Origin of the sequence: Streptomyces sp. NPDC006296 (assembly GCF_040613235.1) — a bacterium.
GTDB lineage: Bacteria > Actinomycetota > Actinomycetes > Streptomycetales > Streptomycetaceae > Streptomyces.
This window is the reverse complement of the sequence record NZ_JBEXRT010000024.1, coordinates 19,553-34,556: the sequence shown is the minus strand read 5'-3', so window position 1 is coordinate 34,556 and position 15,004 is coordinate 19,553. Positions and strand designations below refer to the sequence as shown.

Here is a 15,004-nt window from a genome sequence, read left to right as displayed (position 1 = left end):
CGCCCGCACAATTGAGCGGATCATTCGGGAACGCGTTCCGGGAGGGGGTGCCGGCGCCCTTTCCCGACGTCGCCGGTCCGGGCGGGCCGCCGGTGCTGAGCCCGTGTCAGTGACTCCCGGTGACCTCGCGCATGCAGGCGCCACCCACCCTCCCTCGGTCCGCAAAGGGACCGGTACCGAGCGGTGTTGACGCTTCGTGACCGGGTCGCGGCAGGTGCGCGCACCGCCGCCCGGACGGCCGGAATACCGTGTTCCCCACTCGGGGGCGAGGGCGCCGTCCCGGGATCCCGTTTCGCACCGCCGCTCTCGATGTCACTCCCGGGGCTTCGGAGAGGTAGGGTCGGAGGCGGTCGGGGACATCCCTATAAAAACTCGCCGGCATCGAAACCGGCGTTCCTAACGAGGAGATCGGTTCGTGACGATCCGCGTAGGCATCAACGGCTTTGGCCGCATCGGTCGTAACTACTTCCGCGCGCTGCTGGAGCAGGGTGCGGACATCGAGATCGTGGCTGTCAACGACCTGGGTGACACCGCGACCACTGCCCACCTGCTGAAGTACGACACGATTCTGGGTCGTCTCAAGGCAGAGGTCAGCCACACCGCCGACACCATCACCGTCGACGGCCACACCATCAAGGTGCTCTCCGAGCGCAACCCGGCCGACATCCCCTGGGGTGAGCTGGGCGTCGACATCGTCATCGAGTCGACCGGCATCTTCACCAAGAAGGCCGACGCGGAGAAGCACATCGCCGGTGGCGCCAAGAAGGTCCTCATCTCGGCTCCGGCCAAGGACGAGGACATCACGATCGTGATGGGCGTCAACCAGGACAAGTACGACGCGGACCAGCACCACGTCATCTCCAACGCCTCCTGCACCACCAACTGTGTGGCGCCGATGGCCAAGGTCCTCGACGAGAACTTCGGCATCGTCAAGGGCCTGATGACGACGGTGCACGCGTACACCAACGACCAGCGCATCCTGGACTTCCCGCACTCGGACCTGCGCCGCGCCCGCGCCGCCGCCGAGAACATCATCCCGACCACGACGGGCGCCGCCAAGGCGACCGCGCTGGTCCTCCCGCAGCTCAAGGGCAAGCTCGACGGCATCGCGATGCGCGTCCCGGTCCCCACCGGCTCCGCCACCGACCTCGTCGTGACGCTGCAGCGCGAGGTCACCAAGGACGAGGTCAACGCCGCGTTCAAGAAGGCGTCCGACGACGGCGACCTCAAGGGCTTCCTGACCTACACCGAGGACCCGATCGTCTCCTCGGACATCGTCGGCGACCCGTCGTCCTGCACCTTCGACTCCTCCCTGACCATGGTCCAGGAGGGCAACTCGGTGAAGATCCTCGGCTGGTACGACAACGAGTGGGGCTACTCCAACCGCCTCGTCGACCTGACGGTCTTCGTCGGCGGCCGGATCTGATCCTAGGATCGGCAGGCATCCAGGTGTGATGTGAGGGGCTCGGACGGCGCGACGCGGCGCCGTTCGAGCCCCCTCGCATGCTCATCCGACCGTCCAAGGAGCAGTGGGAACAGATGAAGACGATCGACGAACTTCTCGCCGAAGGGGTCGCGGGCAAGCGGGTATTCGTCCGCGCCGACCTCAACGTGCCGCTGGACGGCACCACGATCACCGACGACGGCCGCATCCGCGCCGTCCACCCGACCGTCGCCCGGCTCGCCGAAGCCGGAGCCCGGGTCGTCGTCGCCTCGCACCTCGGCCGCCCCAAGGGCGCCCCGGACCCGGCCTTCTCGCTGGCGCCCGCCGCCGCGCGCCTGGGTGAACTGCTGGGCTCCGAGGTCGCCTTCGCGACCGACACGGTGGGCGAGTCCGCCCGCGCCACGGTCGCCGGGCTCGCCGACGGCCAGGTCGCCGTGATCGAGAACCTGCGCTTCAACGCCGGTGAGACCTCCAAGGACGACGCCGAGCGCGGCGCCTTCGCCGACCGGCTCGCCGAGCTCGCCGACGTGTACGTGGGCGACGGCTTCGGTGCCGTGCACCGCAAGCACGCCTCGGTCTTCGACCTCCCGGCCCGGCTGCCGCACGCCGCCGGCGCGCTCATCGCCACCGAGGTCGGCGTCCTGAAGAAGCTCACCGAGGACGTCACCCGCCCCTACGTCGTGGTCCTCGGCGGCTCCAAGGTCTCCGACAAGCTCGGCGTGATCGACCACCTGCTGGAGAAGGCCGACCGCATCCTCATCGGCGGCGGCATGGCGTACACCTTCCTCAAGGCCCAGGGCCACGAGGTCGGAAGCTCGCTCCTCCAGGAGGACCAGATCCCGGCGGTGCTCGCCTACCTCAGGCGCGCCGAGGAGAAGGGCGTGGAGTTCGTGCTCCCCGTCGACGTCGTCGTCTCGGCGCAGTTCCCGGACCTCAAGGCCAAGGCCCCGGGCAACCCCGCCACCGTCGCCGCCGACGCCATTCCGGCCGGGGTGATGGGCCTGGACAACGGCCCGGAGACCAACAAGCTCTACGCCTTGAAGCTCGCCGACGCGGCCACCGTCTTCTGGAACGGCCCGATGGGCGTCTTCGAGCACCCCGACTACGCCGAGGGCACCCGGGCCGTGGCCCAGGCGCTCGTCGACTCCCCGGCCTTCAGCGTCGTCGGCGGCGGGGACTCCGCGGCCGCCGTCCGCATCCTGGGCTTCGACGACAACGCGTTCGGACACATCTCGACCGGTGGCGGTGCGAGCCTCGAATACCTCGAGGGCAAGACGCTTCCCGGACTCGCCGCACTGGAGGACTGACCTTTCATGACTGCCACCGCAGGCCGTACCCCGCTGATGGCGGGCAACTGGAAGATGAACCTCAACCACCTCGAGGCCATCGCACACGTCCAGAAGCTCGCCTTCGCCCTGGCCGACAAGGACTACGACGCCGTCGAGGTCGCCGTCCTGCCGCCCTGCACCGATCTGCGCTCGGTGCAGACGCTGGTCGACGGCGACAAGCTGAAGATCAAGTACGGCGCCCAGGACCTCTCGGCCCACGACTCCGGCGCGTACACCGGTGAGATCTCCGGCCCGATGCTCGCCAAGCTGAAGTGCACCTTCGTCACCGTCGGCCACAGCGAGCGCCGCCAGTACCACGGCGAGGACGACGCGATCTGCAACGCCAAGGTGAAGGCCGCCTACAAGCACGGCCTGACGCCGATCCTCTGCGTCGGCGAGGGCCTGGACGTCCGCAAGGCCGGGGACCAGGTGTCCCACACGCTGGCGCAGCTCGACGGCGGGCTGAAGGACGTCCCGGCCGAGCAGGCCGAGTCCGTCGTGATCGCCTACGAGCCGGTCTGGGCCATCGGGACCGGCGAGGTCGCCACCCCCGAGGACGCCCAGGAGGTCTGCGGTGCGATCCGCCGCAGGCTCGCCGAGCTGTACTCTCAGGAGCTGGCCGACGCCGTCCGCATCCAGTACGGCGGCTCGGTCAAGTCGGGCAACGTCGCGGCGATCATGGCGCAGCCCGACGTGGACGGCGCCCTGATCGGCGGCGCCGCGCTGGACGCCGACGAGTTCGTCAAGATCGTCCGCTTCCGCGACCAGTAGGATCGTCCGGCTCCGCGCCGGTGAGTATGCCGTGGCGCGGATCCGTCGTACCCTTGCGGGGGCCGAGGGGGGTGTACCCCCGGGCCCCCGCTGTTCGTACATGCAGTCCTAGGAATTCCGGAAAGTAGGGACCAGCCGTGGTTTTGGCGTTCGAGATCGCCCTGATCGTCTTCAGCCTGCTGCTGATGCTGCTGGTGCTGATGCACAAGGGAAAGGGCGGCGGACTCTCCGACATGTTCGGCGGTGGGATGCAGTCGTCCGTGGGCGGCTCGTCGGTCGCCGAGCGGAACCTCGACCGCATCACCGTCGTGGTCGGTCTGGCCTGGTTCGCCTGCATCATCGTCCTCGCCCTGCTCATCAAGCTGGACGGCTGACCCGCGGTCCGCGATTCCCGGTGAGGGTGTAACTCCTTTCACTGGACGCGCGTTGGGCCTTACGTAGACTGGGGCATCTTCGAGCACCATCACGCAGGGAGTTACGACCGTGGCAAGTGGCAACGCGATCCGGGGAAGCCGGGTCGGAGCGGGGCCGATGGGGGAGGCCGAGCGAGGCGAGTCCGCGCCGCGCCTCCGCATCTCCTTCTGGTGCTCGAACGGGCACGAGACGCAGCCGAGCTTCGCCCATGACGCGCAGGTACCGGAGACCTGGGACTGCCCGCGCTGCGGCTTCCCGGCCGGCCAGGACCAGGACAGTCCGCCGGCCCCGCCGCGCACCGAGCCGTACAAGACGCACCTGGCGTACGTGCGGGAGCGGCGCAGCGACGCGGACGGCGAAGCGATCCTCGCCGAGGCCCTCGCCAAGCTCCGCGGCGAGATCTAGCGCGGACCACGAGAGTCCCGCCCGCCCGGCACACCCCCGGGGTTCCCTCCGCACCGACCGCCCCGGACCGAGCTGTTCACCGGCCGGCCACCTCCCCGGTGGCCGGCCGGAAGCCGTACGTCCCCGCACAGCCCGCCGTTGCCCCGCCGCACCCTCCGGATCAATTAGGTTGGAGGGGCAGCGGAGAAGCTTGCAGGTACGAGAAGAAGTGGGCGATTTCCGGGATGAACGCACAAAGCCGCACCAAGCTGAACCAGACGCCCCAGTGGGCGGCGCTCGGCAAGCACCGTGAGGAGTTCGGCGACACCCGTCTGCGCGGGCTCTTCGCGGACGCGCCGGACCGCGGGACCGCCTACACCCTGCGGGTCGGCGACCTCCACATCGACTACTCCAAGCACCTGGTGACCGACGAGACCCTCCGCCTGCTGCGTGATCTCGCGGACGCCACCGGGGTGGCCGCGCTGCGGGACGCGATGTTCCGCGGCGAGAAGATCAACACCACCGAGGACCGCGCCGTCCTGCACACCGCGCTGCGCGCCCCGCGCGACGCCGTGATCGAGGTCGACGGCGAGAACGTGGTGCCGGCCGTGCACGCCGTGCTGGACAGGATGGCGGCCTTCGCCGACCGCGTACGGGCCGGGGAGTGGACCGGTCACACCGGCAAGCCGGTCAAGAACATCGTGAACATCGGCATCGGCGGCTCCGACCTGGGCCCCGCCATGGCCTACGAGGTGCTGCGCTCCTTCACGGACCGCTCGCTCACCGTCCGCTTCGTGTCGAACGTCGACGGCGCCGACCTCCACGAGGCGGTGCGCGACCTGGACCCGGCCGAGACGCTGTTCGTCGTCGCGTCCAAGACCTTCACCACGATCGAGACCATCACCAACGCCACGTCCGCCCGGGACTGGCTGCTCACCGAGCTGAGGGCCGGTCAGGAAGCCGTCGCCCGGCACTTCGTGGCGCTCTCCACCAACGCCGAGAAGGTCACGGACTTCGGCATCGACACGGCCAACATGTTCGAGTTCTGGGACTGGGTCGGCGGCCGCTACTCCTACGACTCGGCGATCGGCCTCTCGCTGATGATCGCCATCGGCCCGGACCGCTTCCGCGAGATGCTGGACGGCTTCCACCTCGTCGACGAGCACTTCCGCACCGCGCCCGCCGAGGAGAACGCCCCGCTGCTGCTCGGCCTGCTGGGCGTCTGGTACGGCGCGTTCTTCGACGCGCAGTCCCACGCGGTCCTGCCCTACAGCCACTACCTCTCCAAGTTCACCGCGTACCTCCAGCAGCTGGACATGGAGTCCAACGGCAAGTCCGTGGACCGGGACGGCGATCCGGTCGAGTGGCAGACCGGACCCGTCGTCTGGGGCACCCCCGGCACCAACGGGCAGCACGCCTACTACCAGCTGATCCACCAGGGCACCAAGGTCATCCCCGCCGACTTCATCGGCTTCGCCGCGCCGGTCCACGACCTGCTGCCCGGGCTCATCGCCCAGCACGACCTGCTGATGGCCAACTTCTTCGCCCAGACGCAGGCCCTCGCCTTCGGCAAGACGCCCGACGAGGTGCGCGCGGAGGGCGTCGCGGAGGAGCTCGTCCCGCACAAGACGTTCCGCGGCAACCACCCGACGACCACGATCCTCGCCGAGCGGCTCACCCCGTCGGTCCTCGGCCAGCTGATCGCGCTGTACGAGCACAAGGTCTTCGTCCAGGGCGCCGTCTGGAACATCGACTCCTTCGACCAGTGGGGCGTCGAGCTGGGCAAGGTCCTCGCCAAGAAGATCGAACCGGTCCTGACCCGGGGCACCGGGGGCGAGCAGCTGGACAGCTCGACCGCCGCGCTCGTCTCGACGTACCGCTCGCTCCGGGGTCGCTGAGCGGTGACCGCACCCGCGTCGGAAGGGGAAGGGGCGATACGCCTCAGGCCGCCGCGCAACGCCCCGGCCCCCCGGGCCGTCGGCTGGTGGCGGGCCCGGCTGCTGCTGCTGACGGCGGCCCCGGTGGCGGTCCTGGGCATGCTGGGCGCGTTCCTCGCGCCGGCCAGGCTCTGGCTGCTGACGCCGGCCGCCGTGCTCGCGGCGGCCGGCCTGCTGGGCGCCCTCCTCCTCCCGGTGTGGTGGTTCCGCACCCACCGCTGGGAGGTCACCGACGCGGCCGTCTACGTGCGCACCGGGGTCCTGCTGCGGGAATGGCGGATCGCGCCGATGTCCCGCATCCAGACCGTGGACACCGTGCGGGGTCCCCTGGAACAGCTCTTCGGGCTGGCCACGGTGACCGTCACCACCGCGTCCGCCAAGGGCGCCGTACGGATCGAGGGACTGACCCACGAGGTGGCCGCCGGGCTCACCGAGCGGCTCACCCGCATCACCCGGCACACCCCCGGTGACGCCACGTGAGCACGGCGGCCGACGACGGCCCCGGCTGGCGGCGCGTCCACCCCCGTACGGTCCTGGTCACCGCGCTGGTCTCGGCCGGGGTCGCCGCGGGTGCCGCCGTGCCCGTCGCGGTCGCCCTGGCCGACCGGCTCGGCCCCGCGAGGGCCGTCGGCTGGGTCCTGGCGGGGGCGGCGCTGCTGGTCGGCGGTGCGACCGCCGCCGACCACGTGCGGTGGCGGCGCACCCGCTACCGCGTCGGCACCGAGCGCGTCGACCTGCACACCGGGCTCCTCCTGGTGAAGCGCCGCTCACTGGCCCGCGAACGGATCCGCAGCGTCGACCTCACCGCCCACCCGCTGCTGCGGGTGCTGGGGCTGGTCTCGGTCCGCATCGGGACCGGCGAGCACACCGGCGGCGAGTCGACCCTGGAGCTCGACCCGGTCGGCAGGGCCGAGGGCGAGCGGCTGCGCCGCGCCCTCCTCGACCGTGCCACCGGACCGGCCGCCGGCGAGCACCGCGAGGGCGAGCTGGCCGCCCTCGACCTCCGCTGGATCCGCTACGCGCCGCTCTCCTTCGTCGCACCCGCGCTGGGCGGAGCCGCGGCCGGCGGCGTGCTCCAGATCAGCGAGTGGGCGGGGGTGCAGGCCGAGGTGATCGCCTGGATCGCCGACCGCCTCCGGGACAGCCCGCCGGCCCGGACGATCGCGATCCTCGCCGCCACGGCCCTGGCCACCGGCGCCGTCGGGGCCCTCGGGCTCTGGACCGAGAGGTGGTGGGGCTACCGCCTGGAGCGGGAACCGGGCGGCACCCTGCGGGTGCGGCGCGGACTGCTGACCTCGCGCTCGCTGTCCGTCGAGGAACGCCGGCTGCGCGGGGTGCACCTGGTGGAGCCGCTGGGCGTACGGCTGGCGGGCGCCGCCCGGGTGGACGCGATCACGACCGGGCTGGCCAAGGACGAGGAGGCGCACGGCGCCGACCACGACACCCTGCTCCCGGCGGTGCCCCGTCCGCTGGCCGACGCCGTCGCCGCCGAGGTGCTGCGCGAGCCGTACGCCCCCACCGGCGCGCCCCTCACGGCCCACCCCCGCGCCGCCCGGGACCGGCGGCTGCGCCGCGCCCTGGCCGTGGTGCTGCCGCCCGTGCTGGTGCAGGTCCTGCTCGGCGCCCTGCTGACGCCCGTCCTGCTGTGGACCGCGCTCGGCTCTGCGGCGGTGGCCCTGCCCGTCGCGGTGCTGCTGGCCCTCGACGCGTACCGGTCCCTGGGGCACACGCTCAGCGGAGGCTACCTGGTGACCCGCTCCGGGACCGTCCGGCGTTCCACCGCGGCCCTGCAGCGCTCCGGTGTCATCGGCTGGACGATCCGGCAGTCGTGGTTCCAGCGCCGGGCCGGACTGCTCAGCGTCACCGCCACCACGGCCGCCGGAAGCGGTTCCTGCACGGCGTACGACACCGACGCCTGCGAGGGGCTCGCCTTCGCCGCGGAGGCCGTCCCCGGGCTGCTCGAACCCTTCCTGGAACGCGGCCGGCCTGCGCCGTAGCCCCCTCGCTCCTCGAAGGCGTCCGGCCGGTCCCGTCGCCCCCTCGCTCCCGGAGGACGGCCGGCCGGTCCCACGGCGAAGGGCCCGGCCCCCGCTCCTCCTGGGAGCGGGAACCGGGCCCCGGACGGGACGCGCTACGCGGACGCCGGAGGGTACAGCGCACGCGGCAGCTTCGAGGCCGCCGCGGCGTCCAGCAGCCACAGCGTGCGGCTGCGCCCCCGGGCCCCGGCCGCCGGTGCCTGGATCTCCCCGGCCCCGGACAGCGCGATCGCCGCCGCCTCCGCCTTGTCCTCGCCCGCGGCCAGCAGCCACACCTCACGCGCCGCCCGGACGGCCGGCAGCGTGAGCGAGACCCGGGTGGGCGGCGGCTTCGGCGCACCGTGCACACCGACCACCGTCCGCTCCGTCTCCCGCACCGCCGGCAGCTCCGGGAAGAGCGACGCGACGTGCGTGTCCGGGCCGACGCCCAGCATCAGCACGTCGAACGTCGGGACCGGACCGTGGTCCTCCGGCCCCGCCGCCGCGGCGAGCTCCGCGGCGTATCCCGCGGCGGCGGCGTCGGCGTCCCCGCCGTACGGTCCGTCGGACGCGGGCATCGCGTGGACCCGGGCGGGGTCCAGCTCCACCCGGTCCAGCAGGGCCGCGCGGGCCTGGGTGACATTGCGTTCCGGATCGCCCTCGGGCAGGAACCGCTCGTCGCCCCACCACAGGTCGAGCCGCGACCAGTCGATCGCGTCCCGGGCGGGCGAGCCCGCCAGCGCGGCCAGCAGGCCGTTGCCGTTGCGCCCGCCGGTGAGGACCACCGAGGCGGAACCGCGGGCGGCCTGGGCGTCCACGATCTTCGTGATCAGCCTGGCCGCCGCGGCCTGGGCCATCAGCTCCTTGTCGCGGTGCACGACGAGCTGCGGAGCGGTCACTTGGCCGCCGCCTTCTTGGCCGCCGCCTTCTTCGCGGCAGGGGCGGCGGCGCCCGCGGGCTCCTGCCGCTTCTGCCCCGAACCCACCGACGACGGCTCGGTGGGACCACCGAGCCGCTCCACGCCGAACTTCACCGTGGACTCGTAGATGTTGTCCGGGTCCAGCCGGCGCAGTTCCTCCGCGAGGAGCTCGGCGGTCTCCCGCCGCTTCAGCGCGACCGCGCGGTCCGGCTGACCGGCCATGGAGAGCGTCGCCAGCGAACCGTCGGGACGGTCCAGGACGATCACGCCGTTCCTGGTCTCCAGCCGCACCGCCGTCAGACCGGGACCACCGGACAGGGTCCGCTCGACCGGGACCCCGAGCCGGTCCGCGAGCCACATCGCGAGCAGCTCGCAGCTCGGGTTGTCGGACTCGCCGTCGACCGTCGCCGAGACGACCTGGGCGGGCTGCTGGTCGAGCGCCGCGGCCAGCATCGAGCGCCACGGCGTGATGCGCGTCCAGGCCAGGTCGGTGTCCCCGGGCCGGTACGTCGCCGCACGCACCGACAGCTCGTCGAGCGGGTGCTCGGCGGAGTAGGTGTCGGTGATACGGCGCTGCGCGAGCGCGCCCAGCGGGTCCTTGGCCGGGTCCGCCGGAGCGTCCTCGGGCCACCACGCCACCACCGGGGCGTCCGGCAGCAGCAGCGGCAGGACGACGGACTGGGCGTGGTTGGCCAGCTCACCGTGCAGACGCAGGACGACCGTCTCGCCCGAGCCGGCGTCGGAGCCGACCCGGATCTCGGCGTCGAGCCGGGCGTCGCGGCGCGCACGGGGCGAACGGCTGACCCGCTTGATCACCACGATGATCCGCGAGGGGTGCTCGCGCGAGGAGTCGTTCGCCGCCTTGAGGGCGTCGTAGGCGTTCTCCTCGTCCGTGACGATGACCAGCGTGAGGACCATGCCGACGGCGGGGGAGCCGATGTCCCGGCGGGCCGAGATGAGGGCCTGGTTGATCTTGCTGGACGTGGTTTCCGTGAGATCGATCTTCATGGCCGGCGCCAGCTCCGTCCGTCGCGTGCGAGCATGTCGTCCGCCTCGGCCGGACCCCAGGTGCCGGCCGCGTACCGGGCGGGCTTGCCGTGCTTGTCCCAGTACTCCTCGATCGGGTCGAGGATGTTCCAGGAGAGCTCGACCTCCTGGTGGCGCGGGAAGAGGTTGGCGTCACCGAGCAGCACATCGAGGATGAGCCGCTCGTAGGCCTCCGGGCTGGACTCCGTGAAGGACTCGCCGTAGGCGAAGTCCATCGTGACGTCCCGGACCTCCATGGAGGTGCCGGGGACCTTGGAGCCGAACCTGACCGTGACCCCCTCGTCCGGCTGCACCCGGATGACCAGGGCGTTCCCGCCCAGCTCCTCCGTCGCACCCGACTCGAAGGGCAGGTACGGGGCGCGCTTGAAGACGACCGCGATCTCCGTGACCCGGCGGCCGAGCCGCTTCCCGGTGCGCAGGTAGAACGGCACCCCGGCCCACCGGCGGTTGTTGATCGTCAGCTTGATCGCGGCGAAGGTGTCCGTCTTCGACTTGGGGTCGATGCCCTCTTCCTCCAGGTAGCCGGGCACCTCCTGACCGCCCTGCCACGCGTGCGTGTACTGCCCGCGCACCGTGTGCTTGCCGAGGTCGTCGGGCAGCTCCACCGCCGTGAGGACCTTCAGCTTCTCGGCGACCAGGGCCTTGGGGTGGAAGGAGCCGGGCTCCTCCATCGCCGTCAGCGCCAGCAGCTGGAGCAGGTGGTTCTGGATGACGTCACGGGCCGCGCCGATGCCGTCGTAGTAACCGGCCCGGCCGCCGATGCCGATGTCCTCGGCCATCGTGATCTGGACGTGGTCGACGTACGACCGGTTCCAGATCGGCTCCCACATCGTGTTGGCGAAGCGGAGGGCCAGGATGTTCTGGACCGTCTCCTTGCCGAGGTAGTGGTCGATCCGGAAGACCTCGTTCGGCGGGAACACGTCGTGCACGAGCTGGTTCAGCTCCTGCGCGCTCCCGAGGTCGTGACCGAACGGCTTCTCGATGACGGCGCGTCGCCAGCTGCCCTCGCCCTGGTCGGCCAGCCCGTGCTTCTTGAGCTGCTGGACGACCTTGGGGAAGAACTTCGGCGGCACGGACAGGTAGAAGGCGAAGTTGCCTCCCGTGCCCTGCGCCTTGTCGAGCTCCTCGATCGTGGACCTGAGGGTCTCGAACGCGTCGTCGTCGTCGAAGTTCCCCTGCACGAACCGCATGCCCTGGCTGAGCTGCTGCCAGACCTCCTCGCGGAACGGGGTGCGGGAATGCTCCTTGACGGCGTCGTGGACGACCTGGGCGAAGTCCTCGTCCTCCCAGTCGCGGCGCGCGAAACCGATGAGCGAGAAGCCCGGCGGCAGCAGGCCGCGATTGGCCAGGTCATAGACGGCGGGCATCAGCTTTTTACGGGACAAATCGCCCGTGACGCCAAAGATCACCAGGCCCGACGGTCCCGCGATGCGCGGGAGCCGTCGGTCCTGTGCGTCACGGAGCGGGTTGGCTCCGGGAACACCAGACAAGGTGGTCAGCCCTCCGAAGGAGCGAGGCGCTTGAGCTCGGCCTCGGTCGAGTTGAGCAGGTCGATCCAGGCGGCTTCGAACTTCTCGACGCCCTCGTCCTCCAGCAGCTGGACGACGTCGTCGTAGTCGACCCCGAGCTTCTTCACGGCGTCGAGATCGGCACGGGCCTGGTCGTACGCACCGGTGACGGTGTCACCGGTGATCTCCCCATGGTCGGCCACCGCGTCCAGCGTCGCCTCCGGCATGGTGTTCACCGTGTTCGGCGCGACCAGGTCGTCGACGTACAGGGTGTCCTTGAGGGACGGGTCCTTCACACCGGTGGAGGCCCACAGCGGACGCTGCTTGTTGGCCTGCGCCCGGTCCAGGGCGGCCCAGCGGTCGCCCGCGAAGACCTCTTCGTACGCCTCGTAGGCCAGACGGGCGTTGGCGAGGGCGGACTTGCCCTTCGCCGCCTTCGCCGCGTCGCCGCCGACCGCGTCCAGCCGCTTGTCGATCTCGGTGTCCACCCGGGACACGAAGAACGACGCCACGGAGTGGATCTTGGAGAGGTCCAGACCCGCGGCCTTCGCCTTCTCCAGGCCCGCCAGGTAGGCGTCCATGACCTCGCGGTAGCGCTCCAGCGAGAAGATCAGCGTGACGTTGACGCTGATGCCCCGGCCGATGACCTCGGTGATCGCCGGCAGGCCGGCCTTGGTCGCCGGGATCTTGATGAGCGTGTTCGGCCGGTCCACCAGCCACGCCAGCTGCTTCGCCTCGGCCACCGTGGCCACGGTCTCGTGGGCCAGGCGCGGGTCGACCTCGATGGAGACCCGGCCGTCCTGGCCGCCGGTGGCGTCGAAGACGGGGCGCAGGATGTCGGCGGCGTCACGGACGTCCGCCGTCGTGATCATGCGGATGGCCTCTTCGACGGTGACCTTGCGGGCGGCCAGGTCGGTGAGCTGCTGGTCGTAGCCGTCGCCCTGCGAGATCGCCTTCTGGAAGATCGACGGGTTCGTCGTGACACCCACGACGTGGCTCTGGTCGATCAGCTCGGCGAGGTTGCCGGAGGTGATCCGCTTGCGGGACAGATCGTCCAGCCAGATCGCCACGCCCTCGTCGGAGAGGCGCTTGAGTGCGTCTGTCATGAGAGTTGCATCTCCTACTTGTCGTATGTCGGCGTCAGCGCGCGGCGGCGGCGAGAGATTCCCGGGCCGCCTCCGCGACGTGCGCGGCGGTGAAGCCGAACTCGCGGAAGAGGACCTTGGCGTCCGCCGAGGCGCCGAAGTGCTCCAGCGAGACGATCCGGCCGGCGTCGCCGACGTAGCGGTACCAGGTGAGGCCGATGCCCGCCTCGACGGCGACCCGGGCCTTCACGGACGGCGGCAGCACGCTGTCCTTGTACGCCTGGTCCTGCTCCTCGAACCACTCGACACACGGCATCGAGACCACCCGGGTCGGCACACCGGCCGCCTGGAGCTCGTCACGCGCCTCGACGGCCAGCTGGACCTCGGAACCCGTGGCGATCAGCACGGCCTGGGCCTCGCCACCCTCGGCGTCGAAGAGCACGTAGCCGCCCTTGGCGGCGTTCTCGTCCGCCGCGTAGGTCGGCAGGCCCTGGCGGGACAGTGCCAGACCGTGCGGGGCGCTCGTGCCGAAGTCCTTCTTGCCGCGCCGGAGGATCTCGCGCCAGGCGATGGTCGTCTCGTTGGCGTCGGCGGGGCGGACCACGTTGAGGCCCGGGATCGCGCGCAGCGAGGCCAGGTGCTCGACCGGCTGGTGGGTCGGGCCGTCCTCGCCGAGGCCGATGGAGTCGTGCGTCCACACGTACGTCACCGGGAGGTGCATCAGCGCGGACAGGCGGACGGCGTTGCGCATGTAGTCGGAGAACACCAGGAAGGTGCCGCCGTAGATGCGGGTGTTGCCGTGCAGCGCGATGCCGTTCATGGCCGCGGCCATGGCGTGCTCGCGGATGCCGAAGTGGATCGTCCGGCCGTACGGGTCGGCCTCCGGCAGCGGGTTGCCGACCGGGAGGAACGACGAGGTCTTGTCGATCGTGGTGTTGTTCGAGCCCGCGAGGTCGGCGGAGCCGCCCCACAGCTCGGGGACGACACCGCCGAGCGCCTGGAGCACCTTGCCGGAGGCGGCACGGGTGGCGACGGCGTGACCCGCCTCGAAGACGGGGAGCTCGTCCTCCCAGCCCGCGGGCAGCTCGCCGGCGGAGATCCGGTCGAAGTCGGCGGCGCGCTCCGGGTTGGCGGTGCGCCAGGCGGCGAAGCCCTTCTCCCACTCGGCCCTGGCCTCACGGCCGCGGTCCAGTGCCTCACGGGTGTGCGCGATGACCTCGTCGGAGACCTCGAAGGTCTTCTCCGGGTCGAATCCGAGCACCCGCTTGGTGGCGGCGATCTCGTCGTCGCCGAGCGCCGAGCCGTGCGCGGCCTCGGTGTTCTGCGCGTTCGGGGCGGGCCAGGCGATGATCGAGCGGGCCGCGATGAACGACGGGCGCTCGGTCTCGGCCCGGGCGGCCAGCAGGGCGTGGTACAGGCCCTCGGGGTCCAGGTCGCCGCTGGGCAGCTGGTCCACGCGCTGGACGTGCCAGCCGTAGGACTCGTAGCGCTTCAGGGTGTCCTCGGAGACCGCGGTCTCCGTGTCGCCCTCGATCGAGATGTGGTTGTCGTCCCACAGCAGCACGAGGTTGCCGAGCTTCTGGTGGCCGGCCAGCGAGGACGCCTCGCCCGAGATGCCCTCCTGGAGGCAGCCGTCACCGGCGACGACCCAGACGGTGTGGTCGAACGGAGAGGTGCCGGCCGCGGCCTGCGGGTCGAAGAGGCCGCGCTCGTAGCGGGCGGCCATCGCCATGCCCACGGCGTTGGCGACACCCTGGCCCAGCGGGCCGGTCGTCGTCTCGACGCCCGTGGTGTGGCCGTACTCCGGGTGGCCGGGGGTCTTGGAGCCCCAGGTCCGGAACGCCTTCAGGTCGTCCAGCTCCAGGCCGTACCCGGCGAGGTAGAGCTGGATGTACAGCGTCAGGCTGGAGTGGCCCGCGGACAGGACGAACCGGTCGCGCCCGGTCCAGTCGGCGTCCGCCGGGTCGTGGCGCATCACCTTCTGGAAGAGGGTGTACGCGGCGGGAGCCAGGCTCATGGCCGTACCCGGGTGGCCGTTTCCGACCTTCTGTACGGCGTCCGCGGCCAGGACACGGACGGTGTCCACGGCCCGCTGGTCCGATTCGGTCCACTGGAAGTCTGCGGTGGTCGGCTTGGTGCTCACCCTGAGTCA

The 15,004-nt window shown here is 71.3% G+C and carries 13 protein-coding genes; 8 read left to right on the top strand and 5 right to left on the bottom strand.

Going from position 1 to position 15,004, the window contains the following annotated elements; translation table 11 throughout:
* Positions 1–415 precede the first annotated feature (415 nt).
* From gap to ABZ172_RS18430, 8 genes are all read left to right on the top strand, one after another.
* Positions 416–1,426: a type I glyceraldehyde-3-phosphate dehydrogenase gene (gap, locus tag ABZ172_RS18465; protein ID WP_356884774.1), complete on the top strand. Its 1,011-nt coding sequence runs from the start codon at positions 416–418 to the stop codon at positions 1,424–1,426.
* Between the two features lie 113 nt (positions 1,427–1,539).
* On the top strand, positions 1,540–2,751 hold the full coding sequence (locus ABZ172_RS18460) for a phosphoglycerate kinase (protein ID WP_356884826.1): 1,212 nt from the start codon (positions 1,540–1,542) through the stop codon (positions 2,749–2,751).
* A 6-nt stretch (positions 2,752–2,757) separates the two neighbouring features.
* Positions 2,758–3,543, top strand: a complete 786-nt coding sequence (gene tpiA, locus ABZ172_RS18455; protein WP_356884773.1) for a triose-phosphate isomerase — start codon at positions 2,758–2,760, stop codon at positions 3,541–3,543.
* 137 nt (positions 3,544–3,680) lie between these two features.
* Complete coding sequence (secG, locus tag ABZ172_RS18450; RefSeq protein ID WP_356884772.1) at positions 3,681–3,917, top strand: preprotein translocase subunit SecG; 237 nt, start codon at positions 3,681–3,683, stop codon at positions 3,915–3,917.
* Positions 3,918–4,026: 109 nt separating this feature from the next.
* The gene (locus ABZ172_RS18445) at positions 4,027–4,362 is read left to right on the top strand and encodes an RNA polymerase-binding protein RbpA (RefSeq protein ID WP_147962889.1); all 336 of its coding nucleotides are present in this window, start codon (positions 4,027–4,029) and stop codon (positions 4,360–4,362) included.
* 224 nt (positions 4,363–4,586) lie between these two features.
* Positions 4,587–6,239, top strand: coding sequence for a glucose-6-phosphate isomerase (pgi, locus tag ABZ172_RS18440; protein ID WP_356884771.1), 1,653 nt, complete (start codon positions 4,587–4,589; stop codon positions 6,237–6,239).
* A 3-nt stretch (positions 6,240–6,242) separates the two neighbouring features.
* Positions 6,243–6,758: a PH domain-containing protein gene (locus ABZ172_RS18435; protein WP_356884770.1), complete on the top strand. Its 516-nt coding sequence runs from the start codon at positions 6,243–6,245 to the stop codon at positions 6,756–6,758.
* Entirely contained in the window at positions 6,755–8,275 is a 1,521-nt protein-coding gene (locus ABZ172_RS18430; protein WP_356884769.1) for a PH domain-containing protein, read from the top strand. Before ABZ172_RS18435 ends, ABZ172_RS18430 begins: the two co-directional genes overlap by 4 nt.
* 134 nt (positions 8,276–8,409) lie before the next feature.
* On the opposite strand, the gene pgl is transcribed toward ABZ172_RS18430, so the two are convergent.
* From pgl to tkt, 5 genes are read right to left on the bottom strand one after another with little or no spacing between them, the layout of a single operon-like run.
* Positions 8,410–9,192 (bottom strand): 6-phosphogluconolactonase, encoded by a 783-nt coding sequence (pgl, locus tag ABZ172_RS18425; RefSeq protein WP_356884768.1) that lies wholly within the window; start codon positions 9,190–9,192, stop codon positions 8,410–8,412.
* A complete protein-coding gene (opcA, locus tag ABZ172_RS18420) occupies positions 9,189–10,220 on the bottom strand; it encodes a glucose-6-phosphate dehydrogenase assembly protein OpcA (protein WP_356884767.1) in 1,032 nt (343 codons plus the stop codon). The genes pgl and opcA overlap by 4 nt, the downstream gene beginning before the upstream one ends.
* On the bottom strand, positions 10,217–11,749 hold the full coding sequence (gene zwf, locus ABZ172_RS18415) for a glucose-6-phosphate dehydrogenase (protein WP_356884766.1): 1,533 nt from the start codon (positions 11,747–11,749) through the stop codon (positions 10,217–10,219). The genes opcA and zwf overlap by 4 nt, the downstream gene beginning before the upstream one ends.
* Positions 11,750–11,754: 5 nt before the next feature.
* Positions 11,755–12,873 (bottom strand): transaldolase, encoded by a 1,119-nt coding sequence (gene tal, locus ABZ172_RS18410; protein WP_356884765.1) that lies wholly within the window; start codon positions 12,871–12,873, stop codon positions 11,755–11,757.
* A gap of 34 nt (positions 12,874–12,907) precedes the next feature.
* On the bottom strand, positions 12,908–14,995 hold the full coding sequence (gene tkt, locus ABZ172_RS18405; protein WP_356884764.1) for a transketolase: 2,088 nt from the start codon (positions 14,993–14,995) through the stop codon (positions 12,908–12,910).
* Positions 14,996–15,004 lie beyond the last annotated feature (9 nt).

What these genes read in the sequence shown, in the direction of transcription:
- ABZ172_RS18460 (WP_356884826.1), top strand. Translation starts at nt 1,540, where the DNA reads ATGAAGACGATCGACGAACTTCTCGCCGAAGGGGTCGCGGGCAAGCGG.
- tpiA (WP_356884773.1), top strand. Translation starts at nt 2,758, where the DNA reads ATGACTGCCACCGCAGGCCGTACCCCGCTGATGGCGGGCAACTGGAAG.
- pgi (WP_356884771.1), top strand. Translation starts at nt 4,587, where the DNA reads ATGAACGCACAAAGCCGCACCAAGCTGAACCAGACGCCCCAGTGGGCG.
- opcA (WP_356884767.1), bottom strand. Translation starts at nt 10,220, where the DNA reads ATGAAGATCGATCTCACGGAAACCACGTCCAGCAAGATCAACCAGGCC.
- tal (WP_356884765.1), bottom strand. Translation starts at nt 12,873, where the DNA reads ATGACAGACGCACTCAAGCGCCTCTCCGACGAGGGCGTGGCGATCTGG.